This is a genomic window from Nonomuraea fuscirosea, assembly GCF_003001935.1.
Taxonomy (GTDB): Bacteria; Actinomycetota; Actinomycetes; order Streptosporangiales; family Streptosporangiaceae; genus Nonomuraea; species Nonomuraea fuscirosea.
Genome location: NZ_PVNG01000031.1, coordinates 81,210 through 99,132 on the forward strand (window position 1 = coordinate 81,210; position 17,923 = coordinate 99,132).

Annotated in this window: 17 protein-coding genes; 7 read left to right on the forward strand and 10 right to left on the reverse strand. The window is 67.4% G+C overall.

Features of this window, described 5'->3' with window-relative positions; genetic code table 11:
* Positions 1-178: 178 nt before the first annotated feature.
* From B0I32_RS49520 to B0I32_RS49540, 5 genes are all read left to right on the forward strand, one after another.
* Positions 179-412: a hypothetical protein gene (locus B0I32_RS49520; RefSeq protein ID WP_146178600.1), complete on the forward strand. Its 234-nt coding sequence runs from the start codon at positions 179-181 to the stop codon at positions 410-412.
* On the forward strand, positions 409-2,469 hold the full coding sequence (locus B0I32_RS49525; RefSeq protein ID WP_106251691.1) for a hypothetical protein: 2,061 nt from the start codon (positions 409-411) through the stop codon (positions 2,467-2,469). Before B0I32_RS49520 ends, B0I32_RS49525 begins: the two co-directional genes overlap by 4 nt.
* Before the next feature lies 1 nt (position 2,470).
* A complete protein-coding gene (locus B0I32_RS49530) occupies positions 2,471-3,046 on the forward strand; it encodes a hypothetical protein (RefSeq protein WP_106251693.1) in 576 nt (191 codons plus the stop codon).
* 302 nt (positions 3,047-3,348) lie between these two features.
* Positions 3,349-6,774, forward strand: a complete 3,426-nt coding sequence (locus B0I32_RS49535) for an ADP-ribosylglycohydrolase family protein (protein ID WP_106251695.1) — start codon at positions 3,349-3,351, stop codon at positions 6,772-6,774.
* Positions 6,775-6,825: 51 nt separating this feature from the next.
* The gene (locus B0I32_RS49540) at positions 6,826-7,305 is read left to right on the forward strand and encodes a hypothetical protein (protein WP_181308653.1); all 480 of its coding nucleotides are present in this window, start codon (positions 6,826-6,828) and stop codon (positions 7,303-7,305) included.
* A 132-nt stretch (positions 7,306-7,437) separates the two neighbouring features.
* Here B0I32_RS49540 and B0I32_RS49545 read toward each other — a convergent pair whose 3' ends face one another.
* The 4 genes from B0I32_RS49545 to B0I32_RS49560 form a co-directional block, all read right to left on the reverse strand.
* Positions 7,438-7,725, reverse strand: a complete 288-nt coding sequence (locus B0I32_RS49545) for a PadR family transcriptional regulator (RefSeq protein ID WP_106251698.1) — start codon at positions 7,723-7,725, stop codon at positions 7,438-7,440.
* Between the two features lie 297 nt (positions 7,726-8,022).
* A complete protein-coding gene (locus tag B0I32_RS49550) occupies positions 8,023-9,216 on the reverse strand; it encodes a protein-L-isoaspartate O-methyltransferase family protein (RefSeq protein WP_106251700.1) in 1,194 nt (397 codons plus the stop codon).
* Positions 9,204-10,193, reverse strand: coding sequence for an ATP-grasp ribosomal peptide maturase (tgmB, locus tag B0I32_RS49555; RefSeq protein WP_106251702.1), 990 nt, complete (start codon positions 10,191-10,193; stop codon positions 9,204-9,206). The genes B0I32_RS49550 and tgmB overlap by 13 nt, the downstream gene beginning before the upstream one ends.
* 1 nt (position 10,194) lies before the next feature.
* Positions 10,195-10,491: a hypothetical protein gene (locus B0I32_RS49560; protein ID WP_106251703.1), complete on the reverse strand. Its 297-nt coding sequence runs from the start codon at positions 10,489-10,491 to the stop codon at positions 10,195-10,197.
* Between the two features lie 695 nt (positions 10,492-11,186).
* On the opposite strand from B0I32_RS49560, the gene B0I32_RS49565 reads away from it, so the two are divergent.
* Positions 11,187-11,414, forward strand: coding sequence for a GntR family transcriptional regulator (locus tag B0I32_RS49565; RefSeq protein WP_106251705.1), 228 nt, complete (start codon positions 11,187-11,189; stop codon positions 11,412-11,414).
* A gap of 745 nt (positions 11,415-12,159) precedes the next feature.
* Here the strand turns inward: B0I32_RS49565 and B0I32_RS49570 are convergent.
* Positions 12,160-12,573: a hypothetical protein gene (locus B0I32_RS49570; protein ID WP_146178602.1), complete on the reverse strand. Its 414-nt coding sequence runs from the start codon at positions 12,571-12,573 to the stop codon at positions 12,160-12,162.
* Here B0I32_RS49570 and B0I32_RS49575 point away from each other — a divergent pair.
* Positions 12,560-13,243 (forward strand): hypothetical protein, encoded by a 684-nt coding sequence (locus tag B0I32_RS49575; RefSeq protein ID WP_106251708.1) that lies wholly within the window; start codon positions 12,560-12,562, stop codon positions 13,241-13,243. The two genes, B0I32_RS49570 and B0I32_RS49575, sit on opposite strands and share 14 nt — an antisense overlap.
* A gap of 130 nt (positions 13,244-13,373) precedes the next feature.
* Here B0I32_RS49575 and pcp read toward each other — a convergent pair whose 3' ends face one another.
* The 5 genes from pcp to B0I32_RS49600 form a co-directional block, all read right to left on the reverse strand.
* Complete coding sequence (gene pcp / locus B0I32_RS49580) at positions 13,374-14,018, reverse strand: pyroglutamyl-peptidase I (RefSeq protein ID WP_106251710.1); 645 nt, start codon at positions 14,016-14,018, stop codon at positions 13,374-13,376.
* A 29-nt stretch (positions 14,019-14,047) separates the two neighbouring features.
* On the reverse strand, positions 14,048-14,518 hold the full coding sequence (rraA, locus tag B0I32_RS49585; RefSeq protein ID WP_106251789.1) for a ribonuclease E activity regulator RraA: 471 nt from the start codon (positions 14,516-14,518) through the stop codon (positions 14,048-14,050).
* Between the two features lie 154 nt (positions 14,519-14,672).
* Positions 14,673-16,337 carry a YncE family protein gene (locus B0I32_RS49590; protein WP_146178603.1) on the reverse strand — a complete coding sequence of 555 codons (1,665 nt, stop codon included), beginning with the start codon at positions 16,335-16,337 and terminating at the stop codon, positions 14,673-14,675.
* 131 nt (positions 16,338-16,468) lie between these two features.
* Positions 16,469-17,098: a TetR/AcrR family transcriptional regulator gene (locus B0I32_RS49595; protein ID WP_106251713.1), complete on the reverse strand. Its 630-nt coding sequence runs from the start codon at positions 17,096-17,098 to the stop codon at positions 16,469-16,471.
* 11 nt (positions 17,099-17,109) lie between these two features.
* Positions 17,110-17,760, reverse strand: a complete 651-nt coding sequence (locus B0I32_RS49600) for a hypothetical protein (RefSeq protein WP_106251715.1) — start codon at positions 17,758-17,760, stop codon at positions 17,110-17,112.
* Between the last annotated feature and the right edge of the window lie 163 nt (positions 17,761-17,923).

The window sequence follows — 17,923 nt, forward strand, 5'->3', positions numbered from 1 at the left end:
AGCCATTCTTGAGGCCGACTTCCAGCCGGTCGCTTAGCTCTTTGTAGGTGTACGCACGGAACCCGCTGTTGGGATCGATTCCCCAGCAAGAATTGCGAATCGGTTGGTTGGCGGGGCAATCAGCTCGGGTGAGGTTATCGTCAGTTGGGGCCCTTGACAGTTGCACGAGGAGATCGGCATGCCTGGTCCTGATCGCGAGCTCATGCAGGCAGCGGTGCAACGCATCCAGAAGCTGTCCGACGACAACTGGTGGGCTCTGCATGCCTCCTGCCAGCTCATGGAAGCCGAAGCATGGGTGGGGCCGACGGGCGACCGCTTCGGGCAGTCGGTGCACAACTGCCAGCGTGAGCTGCGTGCGCTGCTCGCTCAGGCCGTCGCCTTGGCCAGGGATGAACTGGTGAAGACGAGATGAGCTTCAGTGGGGTCAAGCTGCCGGAGTTCGACACCCTCGTCGCCCGGCACACGGCGGTCGCCAGGCAAATGGAAGAGCTCGCTGCCCAGTTGCACGGGGAGCTTACGAGCGCGGGCCTCGACACCACTCTCGCGGAGCGCATCAGAAAACTCGCCGCCCAGGTCGGCCAGGAAGCTGAAGACCTCCGCAAACGGCAACGCATCGTCCGCGAGATAGAACGCCACAAAATCACCCTTGGAGCGTCCATAGGGACAGGATCCCTCATCGCGGTGCCGGACTCGCTCCGCCAGGCCCAGGGCCAGCTTGACGGCGCGCTGGCCGCCAAGGCGGCGATCGCCGCCGGCCGTGGTGACGCAAAGGCCATGGCGGAATTGCAGAGGTACGCGGGCAGGGTCGATGACCCGGACTTCGTCAAGGCCTTGCTCGCCGGGCTGGGAGCCAAGGGCATCACCGAGCTCCCGGCTGCACTGGGACTGCAAGTTCGCGCCAATGTCACTTCGACACGTGACCCCCAGCAGGTGAAGCAGGTCCAGCAGGTCATGAAGCTGCTGTCCACCGCACTGGCGAAGGGCACCGATCCCCAGGACGAGGCCTTCATGGGAGAGGCCTACCTGGATCAGTTGGTCAAGGAAGGGCGGGCGGAGCACAAGGCGCTCGAAGTGACCTACGTCGGCTACCAGGCTCAGGCGCTGATCTGGAGGGCCGGCGACGGCAAGCCGCCTTTCTCCGAACGGTTCATGGAAGTGGTCGGCAGAGATGCGGTCGTGCACCAGAAGGAGCTGTCCGATTCGCGAACTCCCTACGCCAACAGCATGGACCTGGCCACCGTCCTCGGAATCAGTGACAGCATGCAACCCGGCGGACCACGTATGGGGCAGCCAGGAGAGCCGATCAAGGCGAGCGTCATCGATGACCTTTCGCAGGCGGCGCAGTACTCTCTGCCGGCGGCGCAGGCGTTGCTCTTCCACACCCCCAAGGGCTGGAAGAAGTCCATCATGGAGTACCTGCTCACCGACCGACTGGACGGCTTCAACAAGACCGGGAACCACGCCCCCTTCGCCGCTCTGTTGCAGAAGGCGTTGAGCGGCAAGGACAAGGAATCACTCAAGTACACGAATGATGCGCTCGTCATCCTCAAGAAGGAACTGGACGGCGTCTTCGCAGCAGGCGCGGACGGCAGGCTCGAAGTCAAGGATCCGGCGAAGCTGGAACGGCTGTCCTTCCTCAGCGGTCCTGTGGGTGTCGTCATGGCTGCTCACATCGATCAGATCTTCGGCGTCTTCGATGATCGCCATCCCGAGATCAAGGACATCAGCAGAGCCGACATGGACCGCCTGCTGCTCTTCGCAGCACGCCACGAAGGCGCGTCGAAGGCGCTGATCGGAGCGGAAGCCCAGAGGATGATGGTGAAGATCCAGGAGTCCTACAGGCGGGACGGCGGCAGGAGTATCGAAAATCTGCTCCCTCCTGAAGCACGTTTCATGGGACACCTGCTCGAAACCCGACGACTGGTTCTGCTGGCGCAGGCGAAGAGCGATGAGCAGGCCAGGGCGGAGGTGAAGAGCATGGTAAGCGGAGTGCTGGGCGAATTGACCGGGCCAGTCGGCAAGCTCGCCACGCGGTTCGGGTTCCTCGGCGACAAAGCACACGACAAGCTGACACCGGCGGCATTCGAGAAACTGTCGGCACTGATGGCTGAACAATTGATAAGAGGAGGCCTCAGCATGGACGAGGCCCTCAACCGGGCGAGCACCGAGCGCGGGATGACCATGTGGATGATCGAACAGATGATCGCTGGCGCTGCCCTGGCGCACGGCAAGTTGAGCGATCAGGCACGCGCGGAGATGAAGGGCGCGCCCTTCGCTACAGACGATGACCCACCTGCCTTCAAGCCATTGGACGAGATCATCGCTGATCCAGCGGCGTATGACGCCTTCATCGAGTGGGCGCGACTTCATTTCGAGATCGAGTCGAGAACCCAAAAGGTCCGACTGGACATGGACAACAGCGCAGCCTTCGACGTCCACGACCATCTTGGCATCATTCGGGGTTACTGACATGCCGAAAAGCGCTCTGCTCATCATCGGGATGACCCTTACGTTGGCGCTCAGCGCAGGGTGCACGCCGGAGCCTGCCGCGGCCCCTCCTCAGAAGAGCCCCGAGGCGACGCCTGTCATCGACGCCGCCCCTTACTGGTGCGAAGTCATACCGCAGCAAGGGGTTCGCGCCATCAGCGGTCTCACCATGCCTCTGGAGGAGAGCAAGTGGGGTGCTCTGGCCTCACATGGTGGGTGTTCGCTGAGGAACGAGTACAGCAGGTTCTCGCTCAACTGGTCCATCAACGGCGGAGAAGAAGCGCTCGGCCTCGCGCGTAAGAATTTCGGATCAACGCGGCTGTCGGAGCTTCCTACTGATCTCGGAAAGGGTTTGATCGCGTACACGGGAGGGATTCCCAGGAGCAAGCCATACGTCGCCTTCATACTGTTCCGGTGCGGCAAGAATCAGCCTTGGATGGGCACGTCGCTTTCACAGGTCGCGAAGGAGCGGAACGTAGTCAAGGACCTCACTGACTTGCTTCACATAGCTCGGGACCGGTACGGGAAGGCACACAACTGCACGCCTGAGGCCGCGTAATACCTGATCGGCAAAAGGGACATATGCTGCGACGGCTCCGACGTAGGCGTTTCCGCCCCAACCTTCGATGTGCGACATATTCCTCTCAGGGATGAGACTGACCAGATTGATCGATCTTTGTAGTGTGCGTTCCTGGAATGCAGGCGAGGGATTGGGCCAACCTGATGGAAACGTTCCGCACCGCGGTGTAAAAAGTTCGGAACGGCTCGCGTAATCAGACCTGGGCCATGCAACCCCGTTGCATCACTCGTCTACCTGAGGCGGGACACCACATTGCTACTCACATCCGTACAGAGCTGACCGTGCCCAACTCCCAAGAGGGCACCCCCCGTTCAGTCGTCACGCACGACCGCTCGCTCGACCGGTTCGTCAACCGCTTCAAGCTGACCCGCCACATCGTCACCCTCATCAACGACGACCCTCCCCCAGACCGGATCCTCTACCTCCACGGCCCCGACGGCACCGGCAAGTCCCTGCTCCTCCGCCACCTGGAAACCCGGGCCTGCCTCCGGACGGACCGCTGGCCGGACATCAGCGACACCCCCGATGCCGAGCTGCTCGACCGTCTCGCCGAGCACGGCCGCAGCGTGCCCGTGGCCAGGATCGACTTCGGTGCCCGGCCGGCGGGTGATGACCGGCCGCTGGAGGCGTTCTCGGCGCTGTTCATGCTGAAACACCAGCTTGCCCACTACGGCATCGCCACCCCACGCTTCGACTTCGCCGCCATCACGTACCTGCACAAACTGGGCTTTGATCTCACCCACCGGATCCGCGAGCTGTTCCCGAGCAGCGAGGTCGGCATCGCGCTCGACATCGCCGACGCCTTACTGATCCTGCCGATCCTGCGCGGCGGCCAGCATCTGCTCACCTCTCGCATGGACGAGACCTTCACCCGCCGACGAGTGCGACGCCGTCTCTCCCAAGAAGACGCCGACCACATTCTGGCCCTCGTCCCTGAGCCTGAGCTTCTGTATGAGCTGCCGCAGCTGTTCGCCAAGGACCTCAACGACGCCGCCGCCGAGCACGACCGGATCGTGCTGCTCTTCGACACCCACGATGCGTTCTACGGCGACACGGACGACCTGTTCCACGCCGACAAGCCGATACGCGACGAGTGGCTGCGCTGCCTGCTGGGCCAGCTCGACCTGGGAGCCGGCATCGTCGCCGTCGTGGCGGGCCGCACCCGCCCGCCGTGGCCGTCCGCTCCGGTCTTCCCCATCCCCGAGCAGTACGTCGATCACCGCCTGGTCGGCCACCTGACCACCGCCGATGCGACCCAGTACCTCACTCTGGCCGGCGTCACGGATCCAGCCATGCGGACGGCACTCGTCACCTACGCCTCCACCACCCCGGACGAGGTGCATCCTTACGTCCTCGGCCTGTGCGCGGACGTGGCGCTGGCCGTCGGCCCCCGGCTCAGCCCCGGAGACTTCGGAACGCTGATCGAGAGCAGGGAACACGACCTCGCCCGCAGGCTGCCCACCGAAGCCGAATACGGCATCCTGGCCGTCAGCGCCTGCCGTTCCTTCACCGCCGACACGTTCCACCACCTCGGCGAAGCGCTCGGCTTCCCCTGCGACCGCAGCGCCTTCGACAAGCTGACGGCCTTCTCCTTCATCTCACCGCTACGAGGCGGTACGGCCGGCGGGTCGGGCGCGTACACCGTGCACCCCATCCTGCGCCGATCCCTGCAACACGTCCGCCCGGACGAGGTACGCCAGGCCCACGACGTCCTGGCCAGGCACTACGCCGCAAGCCAGGAGTTCACCGCCGAGCTGGAGGCCGCGTACCACCTGAGCCACCTCGACCCCGACCAGGGCGTGGCCGCCTGGATCGCGCTCATGGACCGCAGCCTCGCCACCGGCCGCTTCGACCGCTGCCGCACCCTGACCAACCTCCTCCACGACCTGCCCATCGACAGCGACGAGGGCAAGGGCCGCTGCCTGTACCGGGTGGCCAGAGCCCATCTCGGTCTCGGCAACCGGGCCCACGCCGAAGCCCTCATCGAGGGTCTCCCCTTCAGCTCCCCGTACGCCGTCCTCGTACGTGCCGAGGTCGCCTTCTGCAGTGGCGACTTCGACCACGCCGAGCACCTGGCCCACTCCGCGCTGGCGCTCACGGACGAGGACGCCCGAGGGGACTTCCTGTTCCGCCTGGCCGAGATCGAGCTGTACCGGGGCCGTTTCGCCGCAGGTCGCGAGCACGCCACCGAGGGCCTGAACACCACCACCGAACAGGCGCCCTGGCTCAAGCTCCTCGGCGAGATCGAGTATTTCTCCGGCAACACGGAACGCGCGGACACGCTGATCAGTCAGGCGCTTAGCGACGTCGCCGCCCGTCCCGTCCACCAGCGCGATCAGGCCCTGCACGCCGGCCTGTTCCAGGACGCGGCACTGATCGCCGAGGCCGCCGGAGCCTGGGAAACCGCGCTGACCAGCCAGACAGAAGCCCTCGCCATCCGCAGAGCCGCAAAGGACGCCCGCGGGATCGCCCAGTCCCTTCACGGTCTCGGCAAGGCCCGATGCGGTCTGGGTCTGGAACAGGAAGCCGTCCAAACCCAGGAAGCCGTCCAAACCCTGGCCGAGGCCGGCCGCATGGCCCGAGACCTCGGCGACGGCCTGCTCGCGGCGAGAATCACCCACAGTGAAGCCGACGTCCACCGGGCCGACGGCGACCACACGAAGGCCCGGCAGCTGACCGTCCAGGCGTTGCGGGAGTTCGAGCACCACGGCACCCCGTACGACGTCGCCGCCGCCTGCCTCTCTCTGGCCCGCCTCACGGACGGTCGCGAGCGCGTCCGGTACGCCGACCGCGGCCGCCGCGCCATCGCGCGGAGCGGCTTCGGCGTCCTCACCCAACTGTTCCCTGACCAGGCGGTCCCGCCACCCGCACGTCGCATCCGCAACGGCCTCACCGGCTTCTGCTGCGGGGACGCTTTCGGCGTCCCCTGGGAGGGCAAGCGTCCGCAGGACATCCGCCTGACCGAAACGCTCACCACCCGAGGAGACTGGCCGCTCGGCAGTACGTCGGACGACACCGAACAACTCATCCTGCTCGCCCGCAACCTGATCGACACCGGCGGCTCAGAACTGGCCTTCCTCCAGGCCCTGACCGCGGCCCTCCCGACGATGCGCGGAGCCGGCCCCACCACGCGCAGAGCCGTGCAGCGGTTCGCGACCACCGGTTCCGCGGTCGCCGACGGCGGATCGACCAACGGCGCCATGATGCGGGTGCTGCCCATCGGCTGGGCTCTGCCGGCCATCGAAGCCGAACGCCGCCGCGAACTGGCCGTACGCATGACCAAGACCACCCACGCCGACCCCCGCGCCGTCGCCGCCGCCTGCGCTGTGGCGGCCATGGGATCGTGGGCGCTCGAAGGTTGTCCCGGCGAGGAGCTGATCACCGTTGCCCGGGAGGAACTGGATCACTTCGGTGTCTCCTTCCCCACGCCATGGCAGCCCCCGCCCGGCGGAGTCTCCCTGGACGTCGCGGACACGCTGGGCGCGATCCTCCACGTACTCCACCTTCACGACGAACCGATCGAAGCCATGCGGTACGCGGTCGGCCTCGGCGGGGACACCGACACGGTGGCCGCGATCATCGGAGGCATCCTGACCTGCCGGCAGGACACGGCGGACATCCCGTGGGCGCCACAAGTCGCGTTCCCACCAGGCCTGGACACACTCGCCGAAGGGCTCCGCGCCATGCGACAGGCAGCGTACGGCTGACTTCTGGATCAGCGACCCACGGGCGGCGCGCCGCCTGACATGCTGAGCGGCATGCACTTATGGGCATGGGGTCTCTTCGGCGTGGCAAGCGTCCTCGTCGGCGCTGCCGCACTGTTGCAATCCGGGGCGCAGCCCCACTACGTCGCGTTCGGCACGGCGCTCTGCCTGGGCGGCGCGCTGCTGGTGTGGGTCGCTGTCACCGCACGCCGCGTGGGCCGGATCAGCTGGCTGGCCACCACGGCGCTGACGCTTGCCGGGCTGTTCCTCAGCATGCTGGTGGTGCGCGAGGACGTGTGCTGCATGTACGGCTACCATCGCGGACTGGGCTATCCCTGGGCATGGCTGGACAGTTACGCCACCGCCGACAATATGGCCGCGATCGATGCGATCAGGTCCGATCCAGCAGCGCTGGAGAAGAGCGTCGACTGGTTGAAGGTGGTGCTCGACGGACTGTTCTGGTGGCACGTCGCGCTGCTCGTCGTCGTACCGGCCATGCAGGCGCGGCGCCGATTTCAGCGGCAGCGTCTCTGAATGCGCATCCAGTTGTTCGCTCGGGCGTAACTGACACCGGTGTGGAGAACGGGAGGCACAGTCATCAAGCCGACGACCGCATCGCCGGGGCTCTCCGTGCGATTTCTAGGGCCACCCAGCCCACCAGCCGGATCACCTGAGCGCGCGTGACCGCTCGGCTCGGTCGAGAGCGGCACGCGCCTTCACCGCGCCTTCGTCGGTCAGCAGGTAGTAGTGGCGAGCCCGGCGTCCCTCAGCCAAGTGATCGGCCGGAGCTTCCTCGTGACGCTCCAGCCAGCCGAACTCGCGCTCCAACCGGGCCAAGATCGGGTAAACCGTACCGGGATGCTGGCAGGTCTTCTCACACAACTCCAGGCCGTAACGACGCTGGGCTGGATCGGACAGCAGTACTTGCAGCACCAGCATCGTCTGCAAGGTCATCCGGGGACCATCTGCCATATATCGAACTCTAGATATCCAGCACGCAGCGTGACATCAGTCTGTCGGCCATAACAGCCTGACCCAGCTCCCCGGGCACCGTCCGCAGGTCACCGGCTGGACATCTGATCAACCAGCTCACCGGCAAGACGATGGGCACCCTGCGGCCCGTTCCCGGTCACCAGGTCGATCGGCGATACCTGACGTACCACCGCAGCCTGTACTGAACCCACAGAGCGGCCCGCGTACCGGGGCGCAAACTGGCATGGCAGTCAGCCGGAGCGCGGGCCTCGGTGCTCGTCAGGTCCGCACCCGCCACTTCCGGGCGCTGGGGCGATCAAGCCACAGATGGGTACCGGACGGATCGACCGTCAGCCCGAACCGGTCGTAACCGGGACTGCCGAGCGAGACCCACTGCCGATAGGCGGACGACAACTCATCCCAGAGCCGCCGCTCACCGTACTGCGTCACCTCCCCCTCAGCCGCCTCAGGCCTCCGGTCGCAGGCCGCCCAAGCGCCTTCGCCGGTGTGGTCGTCCAGCTCGTACAGGAGCAGGGAGTCCGCCCCGTCCTCGCTGACGTCGTGCCAGCCGACACGAGGGACCAGGGCATGGCACAGCAGTTGCGCCCCCAGGTCCATGTTCCAGAAAGTACGAGGGTGGAGCTTCGTCGTGGAACGGTGTGCGGCCTCGTGGTGATGGCTGGTCCATCTGGTGTTGTAGCGCTGGTCGCGCAGCATCATGTAGCTGGCCGTGCCGTGGAAGCAGCCGACCGCCGTGGTCTCGTTCAGCACCTTCAGGCGTAGTCGGTGGCCGACCAGGCCGCCGGCGTGCCAGGGCAGCACGATGACGCCGCCCGGCCTGGTCTGCTCGATCCAGGCCATCGGGATGTCGGACACTCCCACGGTCACGTGCACCCGATCGAACGAGGCCCGCTCGGACCGGCCTTCGGTTCCGTCGCCGACCACCAGCTGCGGGGCGAATCCGGCCTCGCCGAGATTGGCCGCGGCCCGAGCCGCCACCTCAGGATCCACCTCGATGGAGACGACACCGTTCGCTCCGGCAGCCCACGACAGCAGACCTGCCGTCCAGCCGGAGCCCGTACCGATCTCCAGGATGCGATCCCCCTTCTGCGGAGCCAGCAGTTCCAGGAAGGGGAACACGATGCCGGGAGCCGAGACCGACGACGAGAAGAGGCCCTTGCCGCTGAGCGGGTCGCCGGCCCCGTCGTCGGTCTGCAGGATGATGGAGGTGTCGGCGTACACGGCCGTCCACCAGCCCATCGGGTCCTCGTCGACGGCGAACCTGCCCCGCGGCGCGCCGGCATGGTTCGAGTTGAACCACGCCGCGGCGGGAGCGAACAGGTGCCTGGGCACCGCTCGAAGCGCGTCCTCCCAGCTCTCGTCCGTCAGCGAGCCTCGGGTGCGCAGGTGGGCGGCCAGTCTCGCGATCAGGTCGTCGAACGTGAGGCCGTCCGGGGGCGTCACCGTGCCCATGCCGGGCCCCGTTGCAGGATGTCCGCCAGCGCCTCCGGCACGGGCAGGCCCGCCCGCTGGTTGAGCCAGCCCCACTCCCCGCTCTGGTTGGTCTCCAGGAAGTGGTAGCGGCCCTGCGGGTCGCAGATCAGGTCGGCGGCGCCGTACACCAGGTTCAGCTGGTCGTGCAGCTCCACCAGCCGATCACTGATCTCGGTGGGAAGGTCGACGCGCTCGTACGTGAGGGAGTCGTAGTCGCTGCGCCAGTCGATCGTGCCCTGCTCGCTGGCACTGTCGATGCGCACCGCGAGCACCTGGGCGCCGATCACGAGCGCCCGCACCTCGTACGCCTTGTCGACCCACTCCTGGAACAGTTGCGCGGTACGAGCCATGGCCGGATCGAGCAGCGCATCAGGGTCATCGAGGGGCTTGGTGTAGATGACCCGCACCTGGCCCTCGTCCGCGTGCCAGATGCCACCGACCGCCTTGTAGACGAACGGCTCGCCGAGCTCCTTCGCCCACGCGTGCGCTTCCTGAGGATCGTTCGTGATGATCGTCTTCGGTACGTTCAGCCCGACGCGAGCCGCCGTGACCAGCTGGATCGGCTTGTACTCGGCCCGCATCGCGGCCATCGGATCGTTGACCCACAGGCAGCCGCTCTGCCGCAGCGCGGCCAGCACCCCGCCGAACCCGTAACGCGCCTCCGCGTAGGCGAAGGCGCGTTCCGGGGACGACATCCGCTCGTCCATCCGGAACTGGGTCGGACGCCTGCTGTAGATCGCGCCCACGCAGGCCAGGTCGAGCTCGCCGCGTACCGTACCGACGATGCCTGACCAACCGCGGCGGCCCGTCTCGATGTGAGCCGCCATCGAGACGTGTGCCGGGAAGTCGGCGGTGTCCAGAGTGACGACGGGAACCCCGCGGCCGGTCAGCTCGGCCGCGACGCGTTCGGCCGCGGTGTCGGCGTCGTCAGTGATGATCAGGACGGTGTGCGTCACGTCAGTCCTTGACCTTCTCCTCGTTGGGGCCGTTCCCGTCACTGGTCGTCTCGCTGGACTCGTTGCTGCCGTTGCCTCCGTGGTTCCCGGAGGCGACCGGTGTCGGCGCGACGAGGTGACGCAGGCCCCACGGCCGCGCTTCACCGGCCGGGGTGCCGACGGCCGACAGGATGTGCTTGGTCGGCGACATGGGGAAGAAGTCGCCGGCCCGGAAGGGGGTTCCGCGCGATTCTCCGTCCGGGGAGTGGGTGATGAGGTCGAGGGCCGACTGGTCGTCTCGCCTGGTGCTCGTAAGCATCGAACTGATCCTCCTTGTGCGGGTATGCAGGTATTTCCGGACAGTGCTTCTCTCCTGGCGCCAGGGGGCCGTGGCGTCAGGAGTAGGGGAGGTTTTCGGTGACCGCCTGGAGCGGTGGCGGCGGCTTATCTCACTTGCCCGCTGATGAGCCGGCACCACAGCGTTTCCGCCTCGCCGACCTTCACCCGCGGGCTCTCCTCGATGACCCACGGCTCGACGGACCGGTCGTACCGCCGGATGAACCCCGTCCCTCCGGCCCGGCAGTCCTCAAAGACCAGCGGCAAGCACTCGCAGGTGCATCTCCGGACATGAACTGGATCCGGACGACGCTCGACCGGCCTCCACTGGAGCCGCACAGCGTCCGGACCGGGCGGAGCGGGGTGCGTGCGGTGGACATCGTCATCATCGGCCACAGGAACTCACCGTCCTTCCTGACGAGCGATCCCCACGGCGCCCCGCGAAGATCGCTATCGATGAACAGGCGTTGGTGAGCGAGGAGCCATCTCAGTCGCTTCGCGCGCCTCCATAGGCGGCGACCTGGAGCGCACCACACAAGCCGCAGCCGGAGGAGCTGGGGACTGGCGCTCACCAACGCCACACCGCTCAACCTAGCTTAACCTGTCCCATACTGTCTATAGACTTCTTAGCCATGCCTGTTCTATGTCGGAAAGTCCACTAACACGTATGGTCGTCCTGTGATCGAGTGGGACCCCAGGCTCTACAAGTGGGAGCAGATAGCGAACGTCGTCGCAGAACGCATCGACGACGGCACCTATCCGCCGCTCACCTTGATCTCGGAGGTGAAGCTTCAGGAGGAGTTCGACGTCGCCCGCGTCACCGTACGCAAGGCGATGGAGGACCTCAGGGGCCGGGAACTGATCACCACCAAGCCCGGCAAGGGCTCCATAGTCGTGCCGAAGTAGGATTCCGGCCGCTGCTCAGAGGCGGCTTTGGTAGATCTTTTCCCATTGTTCGCGCTGACCGAGTTAGCGGCAGCGCTTCTCTGGCTTGGGGTTCACTCCCGGCAGAGCTGTCGATCACGCCTGCTTGAGCACTTGGCCTGCGAGGACGTCAGGTACGCTCGCTCCACCCACAGGCTTCCGGTTTAGACCTATCAGTCCTTCATCGTCACTTTTGTCATGGTCTGCATGGTTGAATCCGGCCTCGTCCAGGGAGGTCCCCCGCTTCCATGACGCCAGAGATCCAGAAGTTCATCGACTCGGCCTTTTTCTTGACCTCGTGGCATCAGACTGCCGAGGCAGAACCTGGCGCCCTTACGCCCCTGACGCACTCCAGTCCGTACGTTGCCAAGGATCAGCAGGGCCACCGGCCTCCCGGCGATCAGGACGATGCGGAGATCGGCGATTCGCAGGACCATGAGGACCATGCGGGCCCACCGGCGGGCGGACCTCACGATGGGCCGCATACCAATGCGAACGACTCCCAGGATGCTCAAGGCGGCTACCAGAGCCCGCATGGGAGGGGCTCGGGGTCTCAAGAGCTGGGCCAAGGCTCTCCGGAGGAGCCGTACACCTCGCAGACCCCGGATCGAGGCGGCGACAGCCAGAGCGGTGGGAACCCGAACGGGTCTCATCAGGGTGGCTCGCATCACCACCAAGGAGGTGCCCACCCGTCGGCCGTGGCGACCCGGCCCGTGCCAGGGTCGACTCATGGCTCGGACGACACGCCGCCGTCCGAAAGCACGCCACCGTCCGAGACGCCAGAGGCCACTCCCACCTCAACGTCGGACGGACCTGACGGCACGACTACGCCGCAACCTACTTCGGGCTCACCGACCCCCACTGCGACGTCGTCATCCACCCCGACCCCCACGACGTCGGACTCGTCCTCCCCCACCCCCACGACGTCCGAGTCCCCCTCAGCCACTCCCACCCCCACGGCATCCGAGTCAGCCTCACCCACTCCTACGGCATCCGACTCGTCATCGCCGACAGAGACCGCTACGGCCTCCGAAGCCCCCTCCCCAGTGGACACCGCCACGGCATCGGAGTCACCGGCCGCTTCGACCGGCGACGAAGCCGAGCCGTCTGCCACCTCCACTTCAGCAGTGGCAGAGGACACCTCTCCTTCGCCCGCGCCGGAGGCCGCAGTCGACGAGAGCACGGCGGCCACGCCGGAGGTCGAAGCCGACGAGGGTGCCGCCGCCTCGCCGCCGGCGTCCAGCACCACCACTTCCAGCGCCGTCCCCGCGCACGTCAACACCGCGGCGTCCAGTCAGCAGTGGGGATTGTCCACCACGACGACGGTCACCTCGGCTGTGCTGCTCCTGCTCGCCCTGCTGGCCGGGCTCGCGGTGCTCGTCGCCAGGTCCCGGCGGACGCGCCTGGCCACCCCGGAATACGTCGAACCCGTGCCTCCGGCTCCGGCTCCCCTCCCCGCCAGAGCTCCCGGGGAGGAGAACCCGTGGACGCGGCAACTTCTCGAAGCCCTCGACAACGTCATCGCCCTCGACAAACAGGACAGCGCGCCATCCGGTGCGGAAGATCCTCGTCCTGGAACCGATTCGCCTGCGCACGACTCCGGCGCCGACCCTGAGGCGACCGCCGCCTGGAGCCCGCCGTTCAAGTCGTCCGCCTCGCCCGGGTCGCTGGAAGCCCTCTTCGAGCCTGCGGACGCGTCTCCACCTGATGGCCTCGCCGAGGACGACTCCGAAGGCGAGCAGGTCAACGAACAGCCGGCCGGCGATGACGACGACACCAGGCCCGGGAGCACTGGCGACTCCACTCCGTAGTCCTGCGGCCGAGGTAACCAACCGAGGACGCCGGGGTGAACGTCCTGCTCTGGCGCCCCGCTCACGTCGAGCTGGGGTGCACGACTCATCTGGCCGACCTCTGGACACCTCAGCCCGGACGGAGGCCGGGTCAGTGGAGGGAGCCGCCGGTTTCCTTCAGGTCTGAGGTCGTGGTGGCCGCCGCGGACACGATCGCGGTCAGGGCCTGCGCTATCGACCCGACGGGCATCGACGGCTTGTCGCCGTCCGGGACCTGTTCGGGCAGGTACGGGACGTGGACGAAGCCTCCGCGTACCCCTGGCCGGCCGGACGCGATGAGGTGCATCAGGCCGTAGAAGACGTGGTTGCAGACGAACGTGCCCGCCGTGTGCGAGACGGACGCCGGCAGGCCGGCCTCGCGGACGGCCGCCACGCAGGCCTTCACCGGGAGGGTGGAGAAGTACGCCGCCGGGCCGTCCGCGACGACGGGCTCGTCCACGGGCTGGGTGCCCTTGTTGTCGGGGATGCGGGCGTCGTCGAGGTTGATGGCGATGCGTTCGACCGAGATGCCCGGCCTTCCACCCGCCTGGCCGACGCAGATGACGACGTCGGCGCCGGACTCCTCTACGGCCGCGCGCAGCCGGGCGATGGCGTCGTGGAAGACCACCGGCAGCATCGCCGTCGTGAGCGATGACCCGTCCGGCGGGGTGGTCGCGACGCGCTGCACCGCCTGCCACGACGGGTTGACGCCGGCGCCGTCGAAGGGCTCGAATCCGGTGAGCAGGACGTGGGTCATGGGTTTCCTCTCGTACGCCTGTGTCATGGTCAGGCGCGGGTCACGAGGATGCCGTCGTCGTCGCTGAACAGTTCGGCTCCGGAGCGGAAGGTGGCGCCGCCGAAAGTGACCGGGACGTCGCGTTCGCCGGCTCCCGTTTTGGCGCTCTTGCGGGGGTTGGAGCCCAGTGCCTTGATGCCCAGGTCCAGTTCACGCAGGGCGGCGACGTCTCGTACCGCACCGTTGATGATCACACCCGCCCAGCCGTTGGTGACGGCGAGGCCCGCGATGACGTCGCCCATGAGGGCGGTGTGCAGGGAGCCGCCGCCGTCGACCACCAGGACGCGTCCCTCGCCGGGCTGCTCCAGAGCCGACCTGAGCAGGACGTTGTCCTCATGGCAGCGGACGGTGGCGACCGTGCCGGAGAAGGCGCGGCGGCCGCCGTACTGGGAGAGCTGGAGGTCGCAGGAGTCGAACTGCTCGCCCCGCTCGTCGTAGAGGTCTGCGGTCACAATGGTCACGGCGCGGCCTTTCAGCACGGGTTGAAGCAGTCTGGTGAGTGACCGTATCGGCTCAGCGATCCGAGGCCGGGACCGGGCAGGCCGTCGTACGCGATGCGGCAGGTGGCGCGGTGCGGTCTGAGCGCTCCGGCCACCCACCGCAGGAGCTCGTCAGCTATTCCTGCTGCTCCAGGACCGTGACGTCGCGTTCGACCCAGGTTCCCCGATGGGAGGTGTCGCCTTCCCACTCGACGGCGTAGGTGTACTCACCCGGCCCGGTGGGGGTGTCGGTGAAGCTGAAAGAGCCGTCAGGAGCGGGCGTCAGCTCGAACAGCTGGGTCAGGTCGGCGCGGGCGAGCGCGCGGTGCACCTTGAGCGTGGTGGTCGACGGGAAGACCCGGTCGCCGGCCTTCAGCACGCCGCTGAACTGGAGTTGTTCGCCGACGGACCCTTCTGACGGGCCGGACAGGGTCAGCGACGAAGGGGGCAGAGTGATGGATATGGTCCTGTGGGCCTTGCTCCATCGGTGATCTGTGCTGCCGTTCCAGAGCACGTCATACGTGACCTTGGTGGGCGGTTGTGTGTCTGTGATGGTGAACGTTCCATCTGCCGCGGTCGTCACATCCGGAAGTGGTGTCACAGGACTGCCGCTTATAGGCGACCTACGGGTCACGGTGAGCGTCTGTACGCCAGGGGCCGAACCGTCGCTCAGCGTGAGGCGTCCTGTCAGGGTGAACTCCTCGTACGCGGTCGCCCTGGACGGCCCCGTCAAGGTCAGCTTGGACGATGGGAGGGTCACCCCGTGCAGCCGCCACAGCCGGAGCCGCTTGTCATTGTTTCCCCGCAGCACGCCGAAGACGTCGGCCCCGGAGAAGGCGAGACTCCCGAGGGAATGGGCCGCCGGTGGGGTGGTCTGGTGCAGCGTCGTCGCCGTGGGAGTGCCGTACAGGGTGAAGGCGCTCTTCCAGCCGCCTGCGATGTGGGCGCCGTCCGGGCTGATCGCGACGGCCGCCGGGGAGTCTGCCGCTTCCGTGGCGTAGTCGCGGACCTTGGCCAGGCTGGTGGTGTCCCAGGCGGCGAGCTGGTGGGTGTCGGCAGCCACGGAGATGACGGTCGAGCCGTCGGGCGTCAGCGCGAGGCCGTTCGGGAGACCCTGGTCGTTCGGGTGGCTCTCGATTGTGCCGCGCAGGGTGGCGGGGGTGTCGCTGACGTCGTATATCAGCAGGTCGGACGACTCGGCGGAGGTGTTGGCCACCGCCAGTGTGTCCCCTGCGACGGCGACCCGGGGTGCGTCGAACGTGTCGGCGTCGATGGGGACGGGCACCGGCACCGGCGCTGACAGGTCGAGACCGATGACGCCGCCTCCGGTCTCGCGGTAGCAGCCGTGGCCGACCCACAACCGGCTGCCGGACAGCGACAGGTTCACCGGGCACGGGTAGGCGGTCAGGTCGATGCGCCGGATGATGGTGAGGTCGGCGGTGTCGACTTCGGCCACCTGGTGCGAACCGCCCAGCGCGGCGTACAGGCGGGTGCCCTCGGGGCTCAGGGCCAGGCCGGCCGCGGCGGACAGACCGGTGATGCTGCCGGTGAGCACGCCCCGGGTGTCCGCGACGATGATCCGGGTGTTCGCGGAGACGAAGACCTTGCCGCCGCCAGCGGCTACGACACCGCTTCGCGATGCGACGGACGGCATGAGCACGCCGAGGTCGGTCGTGGAGTCGGCGGCTGAGGCGGCCGGCGCGAGTGAGGTGAGCAGGCCGGCCGCCACGGCTAAGGCTCCGCTGAGGGCGAGCAGGCGGCGCGTCACTGATGAGCCGGCACCGCGTTTCGGTAAGCGCACGTGTCCTCCTGGAAGTGCGTATGGGAACATGAGTTCGATGCAATGCGATCATGAAGGCGGGGGCTCCAGGAGTCAAGCCCCGGCCATGGCGTCGGCTCAATCGCGAGTGGGGGCAGGCCGGGGGCGCGTCGTCAGAGGTTCAGGAGTTCGCGGGGCAGGGCTTCGGCCCACCAGCGTTCGACGCGGTCCGGGGGCCAGCCGCGTTCGGCGGTGAGGGTGGTGTAGACGTCGATGTTGCAGATGGCCGCGTAGATGTCGGCGGCGGTCGGCACGTCCAGGCCCGGGCGGAGGGTGCCGGCCGACCACGAGGAGAACACCGCCACGCGGGTCTCGGCGGCGCGGGCGCGGCTGTCGCGGTAGAGGGCGGCCAGTTCGGGTTCCGTACGGGCGGCTTCGCGGAGCGGGACGATGATGTCTCCGGCGTCTTCGTACAGCCGCCGGTCGAAGGCCGCCATCACGGCCAACTGCTGCTCGGGCGTGGCCCCCGGGGCCTCCAGTTCGGCGAGTTGGCGCGAGGGGTCGGCGGACAGGCCGACGGCGTCCGCCAGGGCCCGGGTCAGGCCGGCCTTGTTGCCGTACACCGAGTAGACCGTCGGCACGGAGACGCCCGCCTCGCGTGCGACGTCGCGTACCGTCGTCGCCGTCCACCCGCGCGCGACGAAGAGGCGGCGCGCGGCCTGGGCGATCTCGGCGCGGGTCTCCATCGCCTGCGCCGTACGGCGCAGCGAGTCGTAGCGGCGACGGGTCCCCTCTGCGCTCATGCTGAGTGACGCTATCGCAGCAGCAGGGAGACGCTGTAGGCGACGATCCAGGTGATCCAGCCCAGCCAGCCGATCAGCCCGGCCAGCCCGAGACGGTTGCCGCCTTCGACGTTGTACGGGGCGGCGAGCGCGGACAGCAGGAGCAGGGCGGCGCTGACGTATCCCAGGCCCGCCTGCCAGACGGGGACGAGGCCGGCGCTGACCCCGGCGGCGGTGAAGCCGAGCAGGGCCATGGCCAGGAATGCCTGGTTGAAGCCGAACAGTACGTTGCTCATCCCCCACAGGCCGGCCATCTCGCCGCGTCCGTGGCGGGCGGCCGTTGCCATGCCGAAGCGCAGTGCCTCGACGCAGGTGAACGTGGCGTTCTGCAGCAGCACGCCGGCGAAGCCCACCAGCGCCCACGCGCCCTGATCTCCGTTTCCGCGCCACAGCACGGAGAGGAGTCCGGCGGCGAAGAGCGTGAGGCACAGCCAGGTCAGCGGCACGAGCACCGACGGCTTCTTCAGGGCGTCCGCGATTCCGTTGTACGAGTCGGTGGTCGCGTCCAGACCCTTGCCGGAGGTCGGGAGGGGGAGGCCGGAGCGGAGGTAGATGGCGTTGATGACGACTCCTACGAGCACGAACCCGATCCCGCCGAGCCCTCCCAGAACGGTGAACTCCATGCCGGCACTCCTCTGCTGTTTTGAGTTAACGCTCCTTATAATCAATATATAGTACGTCAACTCGCTCGGAGGGAGACGAGTTTGCACCCTGGCGGTGGGCAGGAGGGCGAGCCGCGATGGGCGGGGCTGTGGATCGAGCGGCAGTAAGTCCCCGCGCGGCGGG

What these genes read in the sequence shown, in the direction of transcription:
- B0I32_RS49540 (WP_181308653.1), top strand. Translation starts at nt 6,826, where the DNA reads ATGCACTTATGGGCATGGGGTCTCTTCGGCGTGGCAAGCGTCCTCGTC.
- B0I32_RS49525 (WP_106251691.1), top strand. Translation starts at nt 409, where the DNA reads ATGAGCTTCAGTGGGGTCAAGCTGCCGGAGTTCGACACCCTCGTCGCC.
- B0I32_RS49530 (WP_106251693.1), top strand. Translation starts at nt 2,471, where the DNA reads ATGCCGAAAAGCGCTCTGCTCATCATCGGGATGACCCTTACGTTGGCG.
- B0I32_RS49520 (WP_146178600.1), top strand. Translation starts at nt 179, where the DNA reads ATGCCTGGTCCTGATCGCGAGCTCATGCAGGCAGCGGTGCAACGCATC.
- B0I32_RS49550 (WP_106251700.1), bottom strand. Translation starts at nt 9,216, where the DNA reads ATGGGCACGGTGACGCCCCCGGACGGCCTCACGTTCGACGACCTGATC.
- pcp (WP_106251710.1), bottom strand. Translation starts at nt 14,018, where the DNA reads ATGACCCACGTCCTGCTCACCGGATTCGAGCCCTTCGACGGCGCCGGC.
- B0I32_RS49545 (WP_106251698.1), bottom strand. Translation starts at nt 7,725, where the DNA reads ATGACCTTGCAGACGATGCTGGTGCTGCAAGTACTGCTGTCCGATCCA.
- B0I32_RS49560 (WP_106251703.1), bottom strand. Translation starts at nt 10,491, where the DNA reads ATGCTTACGAGCACCAGGCGAGACGACCAGTCGGCCCTCGACCTCATC.
- B0I32_RS49600 (WP_106251715.1), bottom strand. Translation starts at nt 17,760, where the DNA reads ATGGAGTTCACCGTTCTGGGAGGGCTCGGCGGGATCGGGTTCGTGCTC.
- B0I32_RS49595 (WP_106251713.1), bottom strand. Translation starts at nt 17,098, where the DNA reads ATGAGCGCAGAGGGGACCCGTCGCCGCTACGACTCGCTGCGCCGTACG.